Origin of the sequence: Nocardioides sp. NPDC006273, from assembly GCF_040613495.1 — a bacterium.
GTDB lineage: Bacteria > Actinomycetota > Actinomycetes > Propionibacteriales > Nocardioidaceae > Nocardioides.
Genome location: NZ_JBEXSD010000014.1, coordinates 41619 through 57554 on the forward strand (window position 1 = coordinate 41619; position 15936 = coordinate 57554).

At 69.1% G+C, this 15936-nt stretch carries 10 protein-coding genes; 4 read left to right on the top strand and 6 right to left on the bottom strand.

Features of this window, described 5'->3' with window-relative positions:
* The first annotated feature begins 19 nt into the window (after positions 1-19).
* The gene (locus tag ABZZ22_RS08650) at positions 20-433 is read left to right on the top strand and encodes an RpiB/LacA/LacB family sugar-phosphate isomerase (RefSeq protein WP_354929323.1); all 414 of its coding nucleotides are present in this window, start codon (positions 20-22) and stop codon (positions 431-433) included.
* Positions 434-591: 158 nt separating this feature from the next.
* On the opposite strand, the gene ABZZ22_RS08655 is transcribed toward ABZZ22_RS08650, so the two are convergent.
* The 4 genes from ABZZ22_RS08655 to hsaA are packed head-to-tail and all read right to left on the bottom strand — an operon-like array spanning position 592 to position 4248.
* Positions 592-1173, bottom strand: coding sequence for a flavin reductase family protein (locus ABZZ22_RS08655; RefSeq protein WP_354929326.1), 582 nt, complete (start codon positions 1171-1173; stop codon positions 592-594).
* Positions 1174-1203: 30 nt separating this feature from the next.
* Positions 1204-2103: an iron-dependent extradiol dioxygenase HsaC gene (gene hsaC, locus ABZZ22_RS08660; protein ID WP_354929329.1), complete on the bottom strand. Its 900-nt coding sequence runs from the start codon at positions 2101-2103 to the stop codon at positions 1204-1206.
* A complete protein-coding gene (gene hsaD, locus ABZZ22_RS08665; RefSeq protein WP_354929332.1) occupies positions 2100-3053 on the bottom strand; it encodes a 4,5:9,10-diseco-3-hydroxy-5,9,17-trioxoandrosta-1(10),2-diene-4-oate hydrolase in 954 nt (317 codons plus the stop codon). Before hsaD ends, hsaC begins: the two co-directional genes overlap by 4 nt.
* 1 nt (position 3054) lies before the next feature.
* Positions 3055-4248 carry a 3-hydroxy-9,10-secoandrosta-1,3,5(10)-triene-9,17-dione monooxygenase oxygenase subunit gene (gene hsaA / locus ABZZ22_RS08670; protein WP_354929335.1) on the bottom strand — a complete coding sequence of 398 codons (1194 nt, stop codon included), beginning with the start codon at positions 4246-4248 and terminating at the stop codon, positions 3055-3057.
* Between the two features lie 186 nt (positions 4249-4434).
* Between hsaA and kstD the strand changes: the two genes are divergently transcribed.
* From kstD to ABZZ22_RS08685, 3 genes are all read left to right on the top strand, one after another.
* On the top strand, positions 4435-6141 hold the full coding sequence (gene kstD, locus ABZZ22_RS08675; RefSeq protein ID WP_354929338.1) for a 3-oxosteroid 1-dehydrogenase: 1707 nt from the start codon (positions 4435-4437) through the stop codon (positions 6139-6141).
* Positions 6141-7037, top strand: coding sequence for a MaoC/PaaZ C-terminal domain-containing protein (locus tag ABZZ22_RS08680; RefSeq protein ID WP_354929341.1), 897 nt, complete (start codon positions 6141-6143; stop codon positions 7035-7037). Before kstD ends, ABZZ22_RS08680 begins: the two co-directional genes overlap by 1 nt.
* Positions 7038-7161: 124 nt before the next feature.
* Entirely contained in the window at positions 7162-8628 is a 1467-nt protein-coding gene (locus ABZZ22_RS08685) for an FAD-binding protein (protein ID WP_354929343.1), read from the top strand.
* Between the two features lie 480 nt (positions 8629-9108).
* Here ABZZ22_RS08685 and pulA read toward each other — a convergent pair whose 3' ends face one another.
* On the bottom strand, positions 9109-14451 hold the full coding sequence (gene pulA / locus ABZZ22_RS08690; protein WP_354929346.1) for a pullulanase-type alpha-1,6-glucosidase: 5343 nt from the start codon (positions 14449-14451) through the stop codon (positions 9109-9111).
* Between the two features lie 95 nt (positions 14452-14546).
* Entirely contained in the window at positions 14547-15920 is a 1374-nt protein-coding gene (locus ABZZ22_RS08695) for an alpha-amylase family protein (RefSeq protein WP_354929349.1), read from the bottom strand.
* Positions 15921-15936 lie beyond the last annotated feature (16 nt).

Genomic DNA, 15936 nt, shown 5'->3' on the forward strand with positions numbered 1-15936 from the left:
GACCGATAGGTTCGGACACATGCGGATCGTGTTCGGAGCCGATGACGAGAACGAGACCACCCGAGCCGTGCTCACCGCGCTCCAGGAGCGTGGCGAGGTCGAGATCGTGGCCGACGACTCCTGGCCCGACCTCGGCGCCGGCATCGGTCGAGCGGTCGTCGACGGCCGAGCCGACGTCGGCGTGGTGATGTGCTGGACCGGGACCGGCACGGCGATCGCCGCCAACAAGGTCCCCGGCGTCCGCGCCGCCCTCGCCTGGGAGCCCTGGATCGCCCGCAACGCCCGGCTGTGGAACGACGCCAACGTCTTGGCGATGAGCCTCAAGTGCCTCGCCCCCGACGTCGCGGTCGAAGTGACCCGCGCCTTCCTCGACGAGACCACCCCCGACCCCGACGAGGCGGCCGCCATCCACCGTCTCGATGAGCTGCCCTGACCAACCCATCGCCGAGTCGGCTCATCCTGACCAAAATTGCAGCCGAGTCGGCTCGTCATGACGCGCCGACTCGGCGCTGAATCTCGTCAGTTCGCGCCGGCTCGGCGCTGAATCTCGTCAGTTTGAGCCGACTGGGCATTCTTCGGGTCTAGGTGGCCTCAGCCGAGCTCGCGGTAGCTGCTGCGGAAGAAGAGCAGCGGCTCGGTGGCGGCACCCTCCTCGAGGTCGAGGACGCGGCCGACGACGAGGTAGTGGTCGCCCTCCTCGTGGACCGAGTGGACCGCGCAGTCGAGATAGCCGACCGCGCCGGCCAGGTGCGGGTCGCCGTGGTGCGGCGACGGGGTCCAGGAGATGTCGGCGTACTTGTCGGCGGCCCGCGAGGCGAACTGGTTCGAGACCGCCTCCTGGCCCGCGGCGAGGATGTTGACCGAGAAGTGCCCGGCTCTGCGGATCCGCGCCCAGGCGCGCGACGACCTGGTCGGCGCGAACAGGATGAGCGGCGGCCGCAGCGACACCGACGAGAACGACTGGCACGTCATCCCCACCGGCCCCTCCGCGGTCTGCGCCGTGATCACAGTGACGCCGGAGGCGAACCGGCCGAGCACCGTACGGAACAGGGCGTCCGCCTCCGCGTCGGACGGGGTCTCCGGCGGAGACGGTGGCGCCTCGAAGTCGAAGCGACCGTGGAAGGAGTCGATCAGCTCCGGATGCGGCCAGCTCTCGGCGGCATCGGGAGACATCCCATCAGGCACCTCTATACGCATACCCGATCACTGGCCTACGCCGAAGTCGTGGCCCCAGTACGAGACGGCGGTGGACTCCCGGGCGACCCATTTCTGGTCATCGACCTGCAGGCCCTCGGTGCCGAACTCGATGTCGAACCCGCCCGGCGACTTCACGTAGAAGGAGACCATCTCGTCGTTCATGTGGCGCCCGAGCGTCGCCGACAGCTTGGCGCCGTGCTTCGTCACCCGCTCCAGCGCCCGGCCGACGTCATCGAGCTTGTCGACCTCGAGCATGATGTGGACGCACTTGGAGTCGTTGGGGAACGGCAGGAACGCCAGCGAGTGGTGCCGCGGGTTGATCCCGAGGAAGCGCAGCCAGATCTTCGTGCCTGGCTCCTTGCCGGCGAACTCGCCAGGCATGCTCATCGAGTCCCGCAGCCGGAAGCCGAGCGTGTCCCGGTAGAACTCCAGCGCCTCGACGTCGTCGGAGACCGGGATCACCACGTGACCCATCCCCTGCTCGCCGGTCACGAAGGTGTGACCGTACGGCGAGACCGCGGGACGCCGCTCGTACGTGATGCCGTGGAAGAGCTCGAAGACGTTGTCGAAGGGGTCGCGGAAGCGCAGCATCTCCTGCACCCGGCGCTCGGCGAGCTCCTCGGGCGTGCCCTCCTCCACCTCGACCCCGGCCTTCTCCAGGTGCTCGCGAGCCTCGGCGAGCGCGGTGTGGTCGGCGACCTCCCAGCCGACGCAGACCAGCTGGTCCACCTCCCCCGGCTCGATCACCAGCCGGGCCGAGACCTCGTCGATGCGGTAGTACAGATGCTCCGGATCGGGGCCCTTGGCCTCGATCAGGCCGAGGACCTTGCCTGCGAACGTACGCCACGCCTCCAGGTCGGTGCTGGCGACGCGTACGTAGCCCATCGACTTCAGGTCGATCGTCATGACTTCTCCTCGGGAGTACGTTCGCGGTGCCGCTTCAAGAACGAAACAGCGATCTCACGGAACTCGTCGGCGGCCTCGATCTGTGCCCAGTGCCCACATCGCGGGAAGACATGCAGCTGCGCCTTGGAGATCAGCTTCAGGGCTGCGAACGCGCCGTCGAGCGGATTGACCCGGTCCTCGCGTCCCCAGGTGAGCAGCGTGTGGTGCTTGAGCTGGTGCGCCTCGCGCCACAGCATGCCGTCCTCGGCGGTCTCGGGGTTGTAGAACGACCACCCCATCGACGCCATCGCCTCGCGTGCGCCGGGCGCGGTCGCATCGGCGAAGCGCTCCTCGACCAGCTCGTCGGTGACCAGCTTCTGGTTGACGACCATGGTCGAGATGAACGCTCTGAGCGCCTCCCTCGTAGGGTCGCCGGAGAAGTCCATCAACCGCTGGACGCCCTCGGTCGGGTCGGCATGGAAGAGGTTGAGCGAGAGTCCGCCCGGCCCCATCAGGACGAGCCGTCCCACCCGGTCGGGGTAGGTCAGCGCGATCCGCATGGCCGTCCCACCGCCGAGCGAGTTGCCGAGCAGGTTCACCTTCTCCAGGCCCAGCTCGTCGAGGAGTGCGATCACCGCATCGCCGGCGAACCTGTAGTAGTTGCCCACCACCGGCGGCTTGCCGGAGGCGCCGAAGCCCGGCTGGTCGACCAGGATCGTGCGGAAGTCGGCGGCGAAGCCCTCCAGCGCCGAGCCGAAGTTGGACCAGGACGAGGCGCCGGGGCCGCCGCCGTGGAGCATCACCAGAGGCAATGTGTTGGTCTCGACACGCTCGGCCGCAGGCGGCCTCGCGGCGAGCGTGTCGAGACCAACAGAGTCGCCTCCGAGGTCGTAGTAGCGCAGCGAGATCTCACCTGCGGCCTCGGTCTTGATCGTGACGTCGTGCGCGACGTCCTCTTTCCTCAGCACCATCTCAGTACATCCCCGGGTCGACCTTGTGCCCGAACTCGGAGGCGCCGTACATCTGCAGCGCCCGCTCCGGGTCGTTCGCGGCGTGGACGCGGCCCGCATGGGCGTCCCGCCAGGCGCGCTGGAGCGGGGTGCCGTTGGCCAGCGCCCGGCCTCCGGAGGCCTCGAAGAGGAGGTCGATCGCGTCGATCGCCCGCTGCGTACCGAGAACCTGGTCGCGGCGGATCCGCAGCCGCTGGGTGATCGGGATCTTCTCGCCACGGGCGACGTGGGCCTGCTGCTCGCGGATGTTGCCCATCAGGAGCGCCCAGGCGGCGTCGATGTCGGAGGAGGCCGTCGCCACGCGCACCGCGGCGAACGGGTCGAGCGAGGCCTTCTCGCCGTACGAGGCGCGGACCCGGTTCTGCTGCATGGTCACGTGCTCGTCGTACGCACCACGGGCCATGCCGATGATCGGCGTGGTGATCGTGGTCGTGAACAGCGAGTGGAACTGCAGCTTGTAGAGGTCGCCGGTGTTCACGGCCTGCCCCGGGCCCTTGCACCGTCCGGTCTCGGCCATCGAGAGGGTGAAGGTCTCCGGGATGAAGACGTCCTCGACCACGATGTCGTTCGAGCCGGTCCCGGCCAGACCGACGACGTTCCAGACGTCGACGATCTCGTAGCGCTCGCGCGGCACCAGGAACGTACGGAAGTCGACCACCTGGCCCTCGTCGTTGAAGACGAGGCCACCCAGGAGCACCCAGGCGGCGTGCGCGCAGCCGGAGGAGAACGACCAGCGGCCGGAGAGGTTGAACCCGCCCTCGGTGAGCGAGGCCTTGCCCATCGGGGCATAGGAGGAGGAGACCCGGGTGTCGGGGTCCTCACCCCAGACCGCCTGCTGGGCCTCGTCGTCGAAGAGGGCGATCTGCCAGGGGTGCACGCCCAGGACGCTGGAGACCCAGCCGGTCGAGCCGCACGCCGAGGCGATGTCACGCACACAGGTGTAGAAGTCGACCGGGTCCGCCTCGAGGCCGCCGAAGCGGACAGGCTGCAGCAGCTTGAAGAAGCCGACCTCCTCCAGCTCCTTGACGCTCGACTCGGGAACGACCCGAAGACGCTCGGTCTCCTCGGCGCGCTCCCTGATCGTGGGCAGCAGGTCCTGCACCCCGTCCCTGACGGTCTGTGCGTCCTTGTTAGGGCGCTGTGTCGGTTCGCTCACCGCTCTGCCTTCCTGCATGGTGTCCCAGATTTCGTCGGGCGGCGCGGTTCGTGCGCTGCCGATGGATCAATACTAGAACACGTTTCAGTTTTGTCGAGTCCTCGGGCACGTTTCGTCGACTGTCGTCTATGGTAGAACGTGTTTCAGTTCTGGGATAGGCGAGGTTGAGGGAGCACCATGGGAAAGATGACTGAGGCAACCGACGACGAGGAGACCTACGACGTCGTCGTCGTGGGCGCCGGTGGCGCCGGGATGAGCGCCGCGCTGGCAGCCGCCCGCCGCCACGGGCTCGAGACCGTCGTCGTCGAGAAGAGCGCCTACTTCGGCGGATCGACGTCGCGCTCGGGCGGCGGAGTCTGGATCCCGCGCAACCACGTCCTCGAGGCGGCCCGCCAAAAGGACTCCCCCGAGGACGCCAGCCTCTATCTCGAGTCGATCGTCGGCGACGTCGTGCCCAGCGACCGGCGTGAGACGTTCCTCGACCGCGGCCCGGAGGTGCTCTCCTTCGTCTGCAAGAAGACGCCGGTGCGGTTCAGCTGGGTCCCCGACTACGCCGACTACCACCCCGAGGCCCCCGGGGGCCGCGGCGCCGGCCGCTCCGTCGAGCCGGTACCGCTCGACGCCCGGATGATCGGCGAGGAGCTCTCGCGACTGCATCCGCCCTATACGAAGTCGCCCGCCAACATGGTCGTCACCCAGGCCGACTTCCGGAAGATCAGCCTCGGCATGCGCACGCTCAAGGGCCCGATCACGATGGTCAAGATCGCGGTGGCCCGGATCCTCTCCGGCCTGCTCGGCAAGAAGATGTACGCCATGGGCGCAGCTCTCGCGATCGGGCTGCGCAAGGGGCTCATGGACGCCGGCGTCCCGATCAGGTACGAGACCGAGCTCGTCGGCCTGGTCACCGAGAACGGCCGGGTCGTCGGCGTCGAGGTGCGTCGCGGCGAGTCCGGTCCGACCACGGTGATCCGGGCACGGCTCGGTGTGATCCTCGGGTCGGGCGGCTTCGAGCGCAACCTGGAGATGCGGGAGAAGTATCTGCCCGCGCCAACCTCGGTCGAGTGGACCACCGGCGCCTTCTCCAACACCGGCGGCGGCATCCTGGCCGGGATCGCGGCCGGCGCGGACACCGACCTGATGGACGAGTCCTGGTGGGGGCCGACGATCCCGTTCCCCGGGCGGCCGTGGTTCGCGCTCGCCGAGCGCAATCTGCCCGGGTCGATCATCGTCAACAGCGCGGGCAAGCGGTTCATGAACGAGGCACTCCCCTACGTCGAGGCCGTCCACGAGATCTACAGGGGACAAGAGACTGGAGTCTCGCACGTCCCCTCGTGGCTGGTCTTCGACCAGCGCTACCGCAACCGCTACATCTTCGCCGGGCTCGGGCCGGGCCAGCCGTTGCCGGGCCGCTGGCTCAAGAGCGGGGTCGTAGTGAAGGCCTCGACGGTGGAGGCGCTGGCCGAGAAGATCGAGGTTCCCGTCGACGGCCTGCGCGAGACCCTGGACCGTTTCAACGGCTTCGCCGAGTCCGGCGTCGACGAGGACTTCCACCGCGGCGAGTCGACCTACGACAAGTACTACTCCGATCCCACCGTCAAGCCGAACTGCTCGCTCAACGTCATCGACCAAGCGCCCTTCTACGCGGTGAAGATGGCTCCCGGCGACCTCGGCACCAAGGGTGGCCTGGTCACCGACATGCGCGCCCGCGTCCTGCGACCCGACGGCTCCGCCATCGAGGGCCTGTACGCCGCCGGCAACGTCTCCTCCGCCGTCATGGGCCGCACCTACGCCGGCCCCGGCGCCACCATCGGACCCGCCCTCGTCTTCGGCTATCTAGCCGCCGAGGACTGCGCCACCACGCCCGAGAAGCCCCAGGACAAGGAGCACAGCTGATGCCCATCGATCCGACCAAGGCCATCGGCGCGGAGCTGCCGTCCCAGTCGTTCTCGTGGAGCTCGTCCGACGTACTGCTCTACCACCTGGGCATCGGCGCCGGCTCGCGTCCCGGTGACGCGACCGACCCGGCAGCACTGCGCTACACGCTGGACTCCGACGCGCTGACGGTGCTGCCGTCCTTCGGCGTCGTGGCCCCGACCTTCCACGTCACCGAGCCGCCCTCGCTCGACCTGCCGGGCTGCGACATCGACCTCGCCTCGGTGCTCCACGGCTCCCAGGAGATCAGCGTCGACGGCCCGATCCCCACCTCAGGCGAAGCCGTCGTCTCGACCCGGATCGCCGAGGTCTGGGACAAGGGCAAGGCCGCCGTCATCGTCCAGGAGGGCGTCGCCACCACCGCGGCGGGCGACCCGCTGTGGACCGTACGCTCCTCGATCTTCGTCCGCGGCGAGGGCGGATTCGGCGGTGAACGTGGGCCGTCCACCGCACTACCGGTCCCCGACCGCGCGCCGGATGCAGTGGCGGCGTACGACGTCACCGAGCAGCAGGCGCTGCTCTACCGGCTCTGCGGCGACCGCAACCCGCTGCACGCCGATCCGGAGTTCGCCGCGAAGGCCGGCTTCCCGAAGCCGATCCTGCACGGACTGTGCTCCTACGGGATCGTGCTGCGCGAGGCGACGGGGCTCCTGCTCGACGGGGACGCGACCCGGGTGGCCGGGTTCGGCGCCCGCTTCGCCGGGATCGTCTTCCCCGGCGAGACGATATCGATCGAAACCTGGGACGAGACTGGTCAACCGACCGGGAAGATCCTGGTCCGAGCCACGATCTCCTCCGACGATCCGGCCCGCCACGGCGCACCCGTGCTCGCCGACTGCTACCTGGAGGTGCGATGAGCCGCGCGGGGCGTAACTCGATGTGTAACACGCTGTTCGTAGGACTCCTCGCCCTGTTGGAACGACCGGATAGACCTACGAACGACGTGTTACACGCGCGGCGCGGGCCCCACGGGAGGACAGCATGAGCGGAACGGCACTGCCCGACGTACTCTCCCCTGCCGACGTCGAGGAGCGCTTCGGCGGCTGGTCGGAGGAGACCGACGTGATCGTGGTCGGCTTCGGCGTGGCCGGCGGCGCCGCTGCTCTGGAAGCGGTTCGCTCCGGGGCCCGCACGATCCTCCTCGAGCGCGCCGCCGAGCCCGGCGGGACCTCTGCGATGGCCGGGGGCCACTTCTACCTCGGCGGCGGCACCGCGGTGCAGAAGGCGACCGGCGTCGAGGACTCGGCCGAGGAGATGTTCAAGTACATCCGCGCGGTCTCCAAAGAGCCCGAGGACGACAAGATCCGGGCCTACTGCGACGACTCGGTCGAGCACTTCGACTGGCTCGAATCTCTGGGCTTCGAGTTCGAGCGCACCTTCTGGCCCGGCAAGGCCGTGATCCAGCCGGGCACCGAGGGGCTGATGTACACCGGCAACGAGAAGGTCCATCCCTTCCGTGACCTCGCCGTCCCGGCGCCGCGCGGCCACAAGGTGCCGGTCCCGGGCGACACCGGCGGCGCCAAGCTCGTCGTCGACCGGATGGCCGACCGCCTGGCCGAGACGTCGGCGGAGATCCGCTACGAGACGGGAGCCAGCAACCTGGTGATGGAGGGCGGAAGGGTCGTCGGGCTGGCGTGGCGCCGCTTCGAGGAGCGTGGCGCGATCCGCGCCAAGGCGGTGATCCTCGCCGCCGGCGGCTTCGTCGGCAACGCCGACATGGTCGCCGAGCACACCCCGAGGCTCGACGAGTTGCTCTTCCCGCTGGCCTCCACCTACGACGACGGCCTCGGGCTGCGCCTGGGCGCCTCGGCAGGTGGCCGCTGGCGGTTCATGGACGAGCCGTTCCAGACCGCGCCGTTCTATCCGCCCTCGATCCTGCTGACCGGGATCATCGTCAACAAGCACGGCAGGCGCTTCGCGGCGGAGGACTCCTACCACGCGCGTACGGCCGCCTTCGTCATGGAGCAGCCGGACTCGGCCGCGTTCCTGATCGTCGACTCCGCGCACATCGAGCACCCGAAGATGCCGCTGTGCCCGTTCATCGACGGCTGGGAGACGGTCGAGGAGATGGCGGCCGGCCTGGGCGTGCCCTTCGATGCCCTCGACGCCACCCTGACCTCGTACAACACTCATGCCTCCGACGGCGAGGACCCCGAGCTCCACAAGGCGGCGGAGTGGACCGAGCCGCAGGACACCGGACCGTGGGGCGCCTACGACCTCTCGCTGGGCAAGGCGATGTACGCCGGATTCACGATGGGCGGGCTGGCGACCACCGTCGAAGGCGAGGTGCGCCGCGAGGACGGCTCCACGATCGCGGGCCTGTACGCCGCGGGCGCCTGCGCGGCCAACCTCGCCCAGGACGCCAAGGGCTACGCCTCCGGCATGCAGCTCGGCGACGGGTCGTACTTCGGACGGCGGGCCGGCCGGCACGCCGCCGGGGTCGCGTGACCGGGCCCACAGCAGAGGCCATCCCGACGATCCCCGGTCGTTCGCTTCATCGGCGGTCCGCTAGAGTTTTACGACGTCCACCGACGAAGCGGTTGCCATATCACATATCTCTTCGAGCGTGAATGGCTTCGGTAAAAATCGGGACCTTGGGCCCTACGTTCGTTGTGACCCCTGCTGGTTATGTATACGCGACGCCACGGGCCTCGCCGCTGTCTGGCTGGCTCTCCCGACGCGTCCGCAGGACACGATCCCCGCCCGTCGCCTGTCGCCGAACTAGCCGAAAGGAATCCCCATGTTCGACTTCCGGAGCCCGGCCGGCCTCATGGTCATCGCCGCCCTGGTTGTCATCGCGCTCGTGGTGGTCGGCGCTGTCGCCGGCAACAGCCCCGCCTGACAGGCACCGAGCCTCCTGACCGACGGACCCGCAGGCCCCGGCTCGATGAGCCGGGGCCGCGTCCTTTTCTCTATCGACCGTTCGCCTCAGCGGGCGAAGACCGCCACCGACCGGGCCGGCACCGTGAAGGTTCCAGAGTCCGCCTCGAACGCGGACCTCTTCACCATCGCGTCGGCGCCCTCGTCCTGGATCGGGTGCAGGCGAAAGCCGGCACCCGCGGCGCTCTTCACCGTCTGCCGCTGCGTCGCCTTGGTCGCGTTGAAGACGATCACGAGATCACCCAGGCGCATGGTGATGACGCCCGGCGTCTCGTCCGTCCCCGAGAGCGGGAACGACAGCTTCTCCTGGACCTGACCGGTGGTGGAGAGGTGGAAGACCGGCTCCTCCGTACGGATCCTCAGCAGGTCCCGATAGGCGGCCGAGGCGCCCTCGATGTCCGGGCAGCCGGGGACGGAGGCCGAGGCCAGCAGCGGCTTGGCGTAGGGCCATTTGTCCGTGTTGTCCGCGGCCGGCGGCAGGCCTCGCCCGAAGCCGTTGCCCGCGTCGCAGTCCCAGGCGATGGCGTTGAACCAGTCCCCCGAGTCGTAGGAGTTGCGGTCCAGCGACTTCGAGCGCAGCAAGTCCGTGCCGGCCTGGGAGAGCGCCGGGCCCTGCGAGAGCGCGGCCGTCGCCATGGCGAGCACCTGCATCCGGGAGCGGTCCGCCGTGCTGGTCGAGGCGGGCAGCTTGAAGGTGAGCGCGTCGTAGAGCGTCTCGTTGTCATGGGCGTCGGCATAGGCGAGTGCGTCGCCCGGAGCCTCCGCGTAGCCGGCCGGTGAGCCGTTGTAGTCGACCTCCGAGCCCGAAACCCGGTTGCCCGCGGTGTCGGTGAACGAGTAACCGGCGAGGTTGCCGGAGAGCCCAACCTTGATCAGGTCCTGGTAGTGCAGCAGTCGCGCCCGCTGCTCCGCCTCTGTGCCGTTCGCGGTCGAGGAGTTGGGGTCGGTGTAGAGGCCGCTCGCGAAACCCTGGACGCCCGGGTCGGCGTCGAACGGGCCCCCGCCGCGTACGGCATCTCGGGCTCGGTCGCTGAACGTGGCGATGCCGGTGCCCGCCATGTTCTTCTGGGTGGCCTGCTCGAAGCGGGCGTCGTCGGCGACCTCGCCGAAGTTCCAGCCCTCGCCGTAGAGGACGATGCGCTTGCCGTCGACGCCGTCCTTCTCGAGCGTGAGCCCGTCGAGGGCCTGGCGGACCGCCAGGATGTTGGCCTTGGGGTGGTGGCCCATCAGGTCGAAGCGGAAGCCGTCGACCTTGTAGTCCTTCGCCCAGGTCACGATCGAGTCGACGACGAGCTTGCCCATCATCGTGTTCTCCGGGGCCGTGTTGGCGCAGCACGTGGAGCTGGCGACCGAGCCGTCGGCGAGAAGCCGCTGGTAGTAGCCGGGCACGATCTTGTCGAGCACCGACGTCTTCGCCTGGCCGCTGCTGGTGGTGTGGTTGTAGACCACGTCCATGACGACACGCAGGCCGTCCTCGTTCAGCGACTTCACCATCTGCCGAAACTCGACGGTCCGGTCCGTACCGTCCGGGTCGGTGGCGTAGGAGCCCTCCGGAACCGTGTAGTGGTAGGGGTCGTAGCCCCAGTTGTACGCATCGGTGGCGGCCGCCGCGGCGACACACTCCTGCTGCTGGTCGCTGTCGGCGGGATAGGCCGCGAGGTCGCAGTCCGGGACGGCCTGGTCGGCCTTCCGCTCCGGGATGGTGGCGATGTCGAAGGCGGGCAGCAGATGGACGTACGACGTCCCTGACTCCGCCAGCTTCCGCAGATGCCGCGACCCGTCGCTGTCCTTGTCGGCGAAGGCCAGATAGCCGCCCGGGCGGTCGTTGGTCTCGTCCTCGACCGAGAAGTCACGGATGTGGAGCTCCTGGATCTGGGCGTCCTTCATCGCCACGGCCTTCGGCTTCTTCAGGCTGGACCAGCCCTTGGGGGCGAGCGCCTTGTCGCCGAGGTCGACGACGAGGCTGCGCTCGGAGTCGGCGGTGAGCGCGACCGAGTAGGGGTCGGTGACCTTGTTGGTCACGACCTTCTGGACGCTCGGCGCCCACACCTTCACGCGGTAGCGGTACTCCTTGCCGCGCCAGGCCGCAGCGGGCCCGGTCACCGACCAGACGCCGCTGGCGTCGTCACGGCGCATCGGCACCGGCCCACGATCGGAGCCCAGCCGCCCGAGCTCGAGCGAGACCTCGTGGGCGGTCGGGGCCCAGACGGACAGCGTCACCTTGCTGCCCTTGAACACCGGTCCGAGCGAAGCCCTCTTCGCCTTCGCGGCGTAGAGGTCGTCCAGGATGCCCTGCGTCTGGACGCCGGTGCCCGTGACCAGGGCGCCGTTGCCGAGACGCTGGGTGAGCACGACCTGACCAGCGAGCGCCTCGCGGACGCGGTCGCGGTCTCGAGGGTCCACGGCGAAGACGGCGTAGTCCTTCAGGTGAGGGAACTTCGTCTTCTGCTCGTCGGTCAGCGACGAGTCCTGGAGCCGGAGCCAGCGGCCCTCGCTGCTGAGCGCGCCATCCTCGACGGTGATGCCGCCGTCGCGGTCATAGACCAGCTGCGTCGACAGCGCCGATCCGGCCGCCGTCTCCTTGGGCAGCACCACGGTCTCATGGTCGATCCACTGCGCCTGCGCCTTGCTCAGGTCGAGGTCGGGCGCCGACCCGACCGACGGCAGCAGGTAGCCGGTGTCGCCGGAGTTGAGCCAGACCTCGTGACCGTACGTCGTCAGGTCGAGCGAGCGGTCGTTCGGGATGTCCTTCTCGTCGCCCTTGTGGACGATGTAGTTCAGCGAGGTCGCGCCGTCGACCAGCGGCACCTCGAAGGTGACCCCGTAGGCGTCCTTGCCGGTGGGCGGCAGCGGCTTGGACCACTCGGTGGGATCGGCCGCACCGGTCCAGGTGTGCAGACCCCAGCCGTCGTAGTCGCCCTCGGCACGGTGCAGATGGATGACCGCCTTGGACGTGTCCGGCTCCGGGTAGACGCCGTCGGGCCTCGTGGTCTGCTGGCCGTCGTTGCCCGCCTCGACCCAGACCTCGCCGGTATCGGCGAGATCGATGGTGCGCTCGGGGCCGTCGGTGGTGCCGTCCTTCTCGACCGTGTAGGTCAGCGACGCGGTGTCGTCGGGCAGCGTGACCCAGGCGAAGGCGCCGTGGGCGTCGCGGCCATCGAACGCCGCGCTCTGGCCGCCCGCCTCGAGGGACCAACCGGTGTAGTCGCCATCGGCTCGCCGGTAGTGCACGACCGCGTAGTCGCGGTCGACGGCGCTTGGTCTCTCGGGCTCGGGCGCCTGCCCCGCGGTGGTCTCGGCGAGATCGCTCGCGGTGCGGCCGTCGCGGTCGACGACCACGGCCTTGTAGCGCACGGCGGTTCCGGCGGCGACGGTCGCGGGGACGTACTGGGTGATCTTGTAGGGGGCGTGGTCGACCGAGCCGAGCGTGCGCCACTTGCCGTCGCCGACCTGGGCGGCGAAGACGACGCGGGCGTCCGCGGTCTCCCCCGGGTCGGCGGAGAGCGTGACCGTGCCGGTGGCACCGTCGTCCGGGACGCTCAGCGACAGCGTGGGCTTCGCAGGAGCCTCGGGGAGCTCGGCCTCGGCGCGTAGGACGACCGAGGAGAGCGCCGGGACGGTCACCTCGATCGTGCCGTCGGCCGCCGTCCGTCCGGCGTCACCGCCGTAGATCGTGTCGAAGGCGGCCGACTCCACGGGCAGGGTGACGGTCTTCTCCTCGACCGCGTTGTTGACGGCGACCACGTACTCGCGGTTCTCGCCGGTACGCGAGAACGCGTAGACGGACTCCTCGGCGTAGAGCTCCCTGTGGGCGCCGTCGGCCAGCGCGGGGTGGTCCGTGCGGAGATTCGCCAGGGCGGCGATGGCGGCGTAGAGCGGGTGGGTGGGGTCGTACGCGTCGTCGGCGTGGGTGCGGTCGGTGCCGATCTGGTCGTCGTCGAGGTAGTCGGCGACCTTCGAGCCGAACAGCGTCTGGCGGGCGTCCTTGTCGCCGCCGGCGCCGGTGAAGCCCTGCTCGTCGCCGTAGTAGACGACCGGGTTGCCGCGGGAGAGGAACATCAGCTCGTTGGCGAGCCGGGCGCGCTGGACCAGCTCGGCGTCGGTCGCGTCCGGGTGGTCGGTGCGGAGGAAGGTGCCGATGCGGCCCATGTCGTGGTTGCCGAGGAAGGTGACCTGCTCGTAGGCGTTGGCCTTGTCGGTGGCGTACTTGTAGTCGTCGGCGAAGACTCCTGCTAGCCGGTCGGCCGGAGCGCCGAGGGAGGCGTAGGCGCGGGCCGCGTCCTGGAACGGGAAGTCGAGCGTGGCGTCGAGGCGGCCACGGGTGACGTACGGCGAGGTGACGTCGCTGTCGGCGGAGTAGACCTCGCCGAACATGAAGAAGTCCTCGCGGCCCTGCTTGGCGGCATAGGCGTCGAGGGCGGTCGCCCACTCGGTCCAGAAGTCCAGGTCGACGTGCTTGACGGTGTCGATACGGAAGCCGTCGATGTCGAAGTCGCGGACCCACGTCTGGTAGATCCTCGCCATCCCACGGGCGACCTCGGGGCGCTCGGTCCAGAGGTCGTCCAGGCCGCTGAAGTCGCCGTACGTGGTCGACTCGCCCTCCCAGGTGGAGTCGCCGCGGTTGTGGTAGAGCGTCGGGTCGTTCAGCCAGGACGGCACCATCTCGCCGGTGTTCGCCGGGGTGTAGGGGAACGAGTCCTCGTCGACCTTCCTGCGGTCCGAGGACGGCTCGGCGTCGTCGAAGGGGCGGCCCTCGGTGTCGAGGTAGGGGAAGGCGCCCTTGGGGCGGTAGCCGTACTTCTTCTCCGCATAGTCGACGGTGTCGGCGGTGTGGTTGGTGATGACGTCGAAGAAGACCTTCATGCCCTTGCCGTGAGCCTCGTCGATGAGCGTCTCGAGGTCCTCGTTGGTGCCGAAGTGCGGGTCGACCTGGGTGAAGTCGGTGATCCAGTAGCCGTGATAGCCGGCCGAGGCGTTCTCGCCCTCGCCCTGGACGGGCTTGTTCTTGAAGATCGGCGCCATCCAGATCGCGGTGGTGCCGAGGCCCTTGATGTAGTCGAGGCGCTCGGTGATGCCCTTGAGGTCGCCGCCTTGGTAGAAGCCCTTGTCGGCGGGGTCGAACCCGGTCTCGGTACGGCTGCCGGTCAGGCCACCCTGGTCGTTGGAGGTGTCGCCGTTGGCGAACCTGTCGGGCAGGACGAAGTAGAACTGCTCCTTCGTCGCCTCGTGACGGGCCGGCTCGGCAGCCAGCTTGGCGTCCGACGGCGGCTTCGGGGCGGCGGCGGTCGCCGACTCCGACGTGGCCGTCTGCAGCACCGTCGCGAGCAGTGCGGTCGCGAGCGCGGTCGCTGCGATCCTGGGCGCGCGGTGTGCGCCACTTCTTCGATTCACCTTGAGGGCCTCTCTGGATGGTGCGGGGGCATGCGGTGGAGACCGACCGTCCGGCGCCCATGGGGGCGGCGCCGGACGATCGGCCGAGGGGGATGTCAGCCGCAGGTCGTCGCGCCGACGTGCAGCGCGAGTGCGGTGTTGGGCCCGAGGGTGGCGGTGAACTGGCCGGAGCCGTTCACCGTGAGGTTCTTGCCGCTCTGTACGTCGCAGTAGGTGCCCGCTGCCAGCGACGTCTGGAACGTGCGGCTCAGCGACGAGGACTCGTGGTTGATCGCGACGTACGCCTTGCTGCCGCGACCGAAGGCGATGGCGTCGGCGCCGTTGTCCCACCAGTCGGTGACGGCCTGGCCGCGGGCGGTGTTGCGGAAGGCGACCATCTTCTTGATCTCGGGCCAGGCGTGCTGGCACTTCCAGCCGTCCTGCCAGCAGGCGTTGACCGCACCGGCGTTGGGCGGGCCGGCGTCCTTGTCGCTCCACTCGTAGCCGGAGTGGACGTCGGGCGAGCCGTAGGGCCAGGCCAGCATGAAGACGTTGGCCAAGGTGTAGTTGGCGCCGTCCTTGTAGCTGAGCGTGTCGCCGCCACGCTCGGTGTCGTGGTTGTCGACGAAGACGGCCGAGCTGCCCGAGGCCATGTAGCCCCAGCCCTCGCCGTAGTTCCTCAGGTAGGCGAGGTTCTCGTTGTTGAAGACCCGCTTCAGGTCGCGGGCGTAGCGGAACTCCTGGACATCGCCGTTGCCCAGGTACTCGCTGGGCGAGACCGCTTCCCCCGCGCCGTAGATGGCCTCCTGCTTCCAGTAGGCGCCTGGGTTGGTCAGGCGGGACTTGATGTCGGCGAGGTCGGCGGCGGCCATGTGCTTGGCGGCGTCGATCCGGAAGCCGTCGACGCCGAGCGAGAGCAGGTCGTTGAGGTAGCCGGCGATCCTGCCGCGTACGTAGTCCTCGCCGGTGTCGAGGTCGGCGAGACCGACCAGCTCGCACTCCTGGACGTTGAACCGGTCCTGGTAGTTGCCGATCGTGGCGGTGCAGTTGTCGAAGTCGTAGGAGGAGTAGAGGCCGGGGTAGTCGTACTTGCCGTAGGACGAGCCGCCGGTGCCGGTGCCGGACCCCGCGGACATGTGGTTGATGACGGCGTCGGCGACGACCTTCACGCCGGCGGCGTGACAGGTGTCGATCATGTTCTTGAAGGCGGCACGGTCACCGAGGCGTCCGGCGATCCGGTAGCTGACGGGCTGGTAGGACGTCCACCACTGCGAGCCTTGGATGTGCTCCTGGGGCGGTGAGACCTGGACGTAGCCGTAGCCGGCCGGGCCGAGGGTGCTGGTGCACTCTCGCGCCACCGAGGCGAACTTCCATTCGAACATCACCGCGGTGACGTCCTTGTCTCCCGGTGGCGCGGCCTGTGCTGGGGCCGAGACCGGGATCGTGAGCGCGGCGACAGCGCCAGCCGAGAGGGCAAGTGCGGCAGCCATGGCTCTTCTCGTGATG

What these genes read in the sequence shown, in the direction of transcription:
- ABZZ22_RS08650 (WP_354929323.1), top strand. Translation starts at nt 20, where the DNA reads ATGCGGATCGTGTTCGGAGCCGATGACGAGAACGAGACCACCCGAGCC.
- ABZZ22_RS08655 (WP_354929326.1), bottom strand. Translation starts at nt 1,173, where the DNA reads ATGTCTCCCGATGCCGCCGAGAGCTGGCCGCATCCGGAGCTGATCGAC.
- hsaC (WP_354929329.1), bottom strand. Translation starts at nt 2,103, where the DNA reads ATGACGATCGACCTGAAGTCGATGGGCTACGTACGCGTCGCCAGCACC.
- hsaD (WP_354929332.1), bottom strand. Translation starts at nt 3,053, where the DNA reads ATGGTGCTGAGGAAAGAGGACGTCGCGCACGACGTCACGATCAAGACC.
- kstD (WP_354929338.1), top strand. Translation starts at nt 4,435, where the DNA reads ATGACTGAGGCAACCGACGACGAGGAGACCTACGACGTCGTCGTCGTG.
- ABZZ22_RS08680 (WP_354929341.1), top strand. Translation starts at nt 6,141, where the DNA reads ATGCCCATCGATCCGACCAAGGCCATCGGCGCGGAGCTGCCGTCCCAG.
- ABZZ22_RS08685 (WP_354929343.1), top strand. Translation starts at nt 7,162, where the DNA reads ATGAGCGGAACGGCACTGCCCGACGTACTCTCCCCTGCCGACGTCGAG.
- ABZZ22_RS08695 (WP_354929349.1), bottom strand. Translation starts at nt 15,920, where the DNA reads ATGGCTGCCGCACTTGCCCTCTCGGCTGGCGCTGTCGCCGCGCTCACG.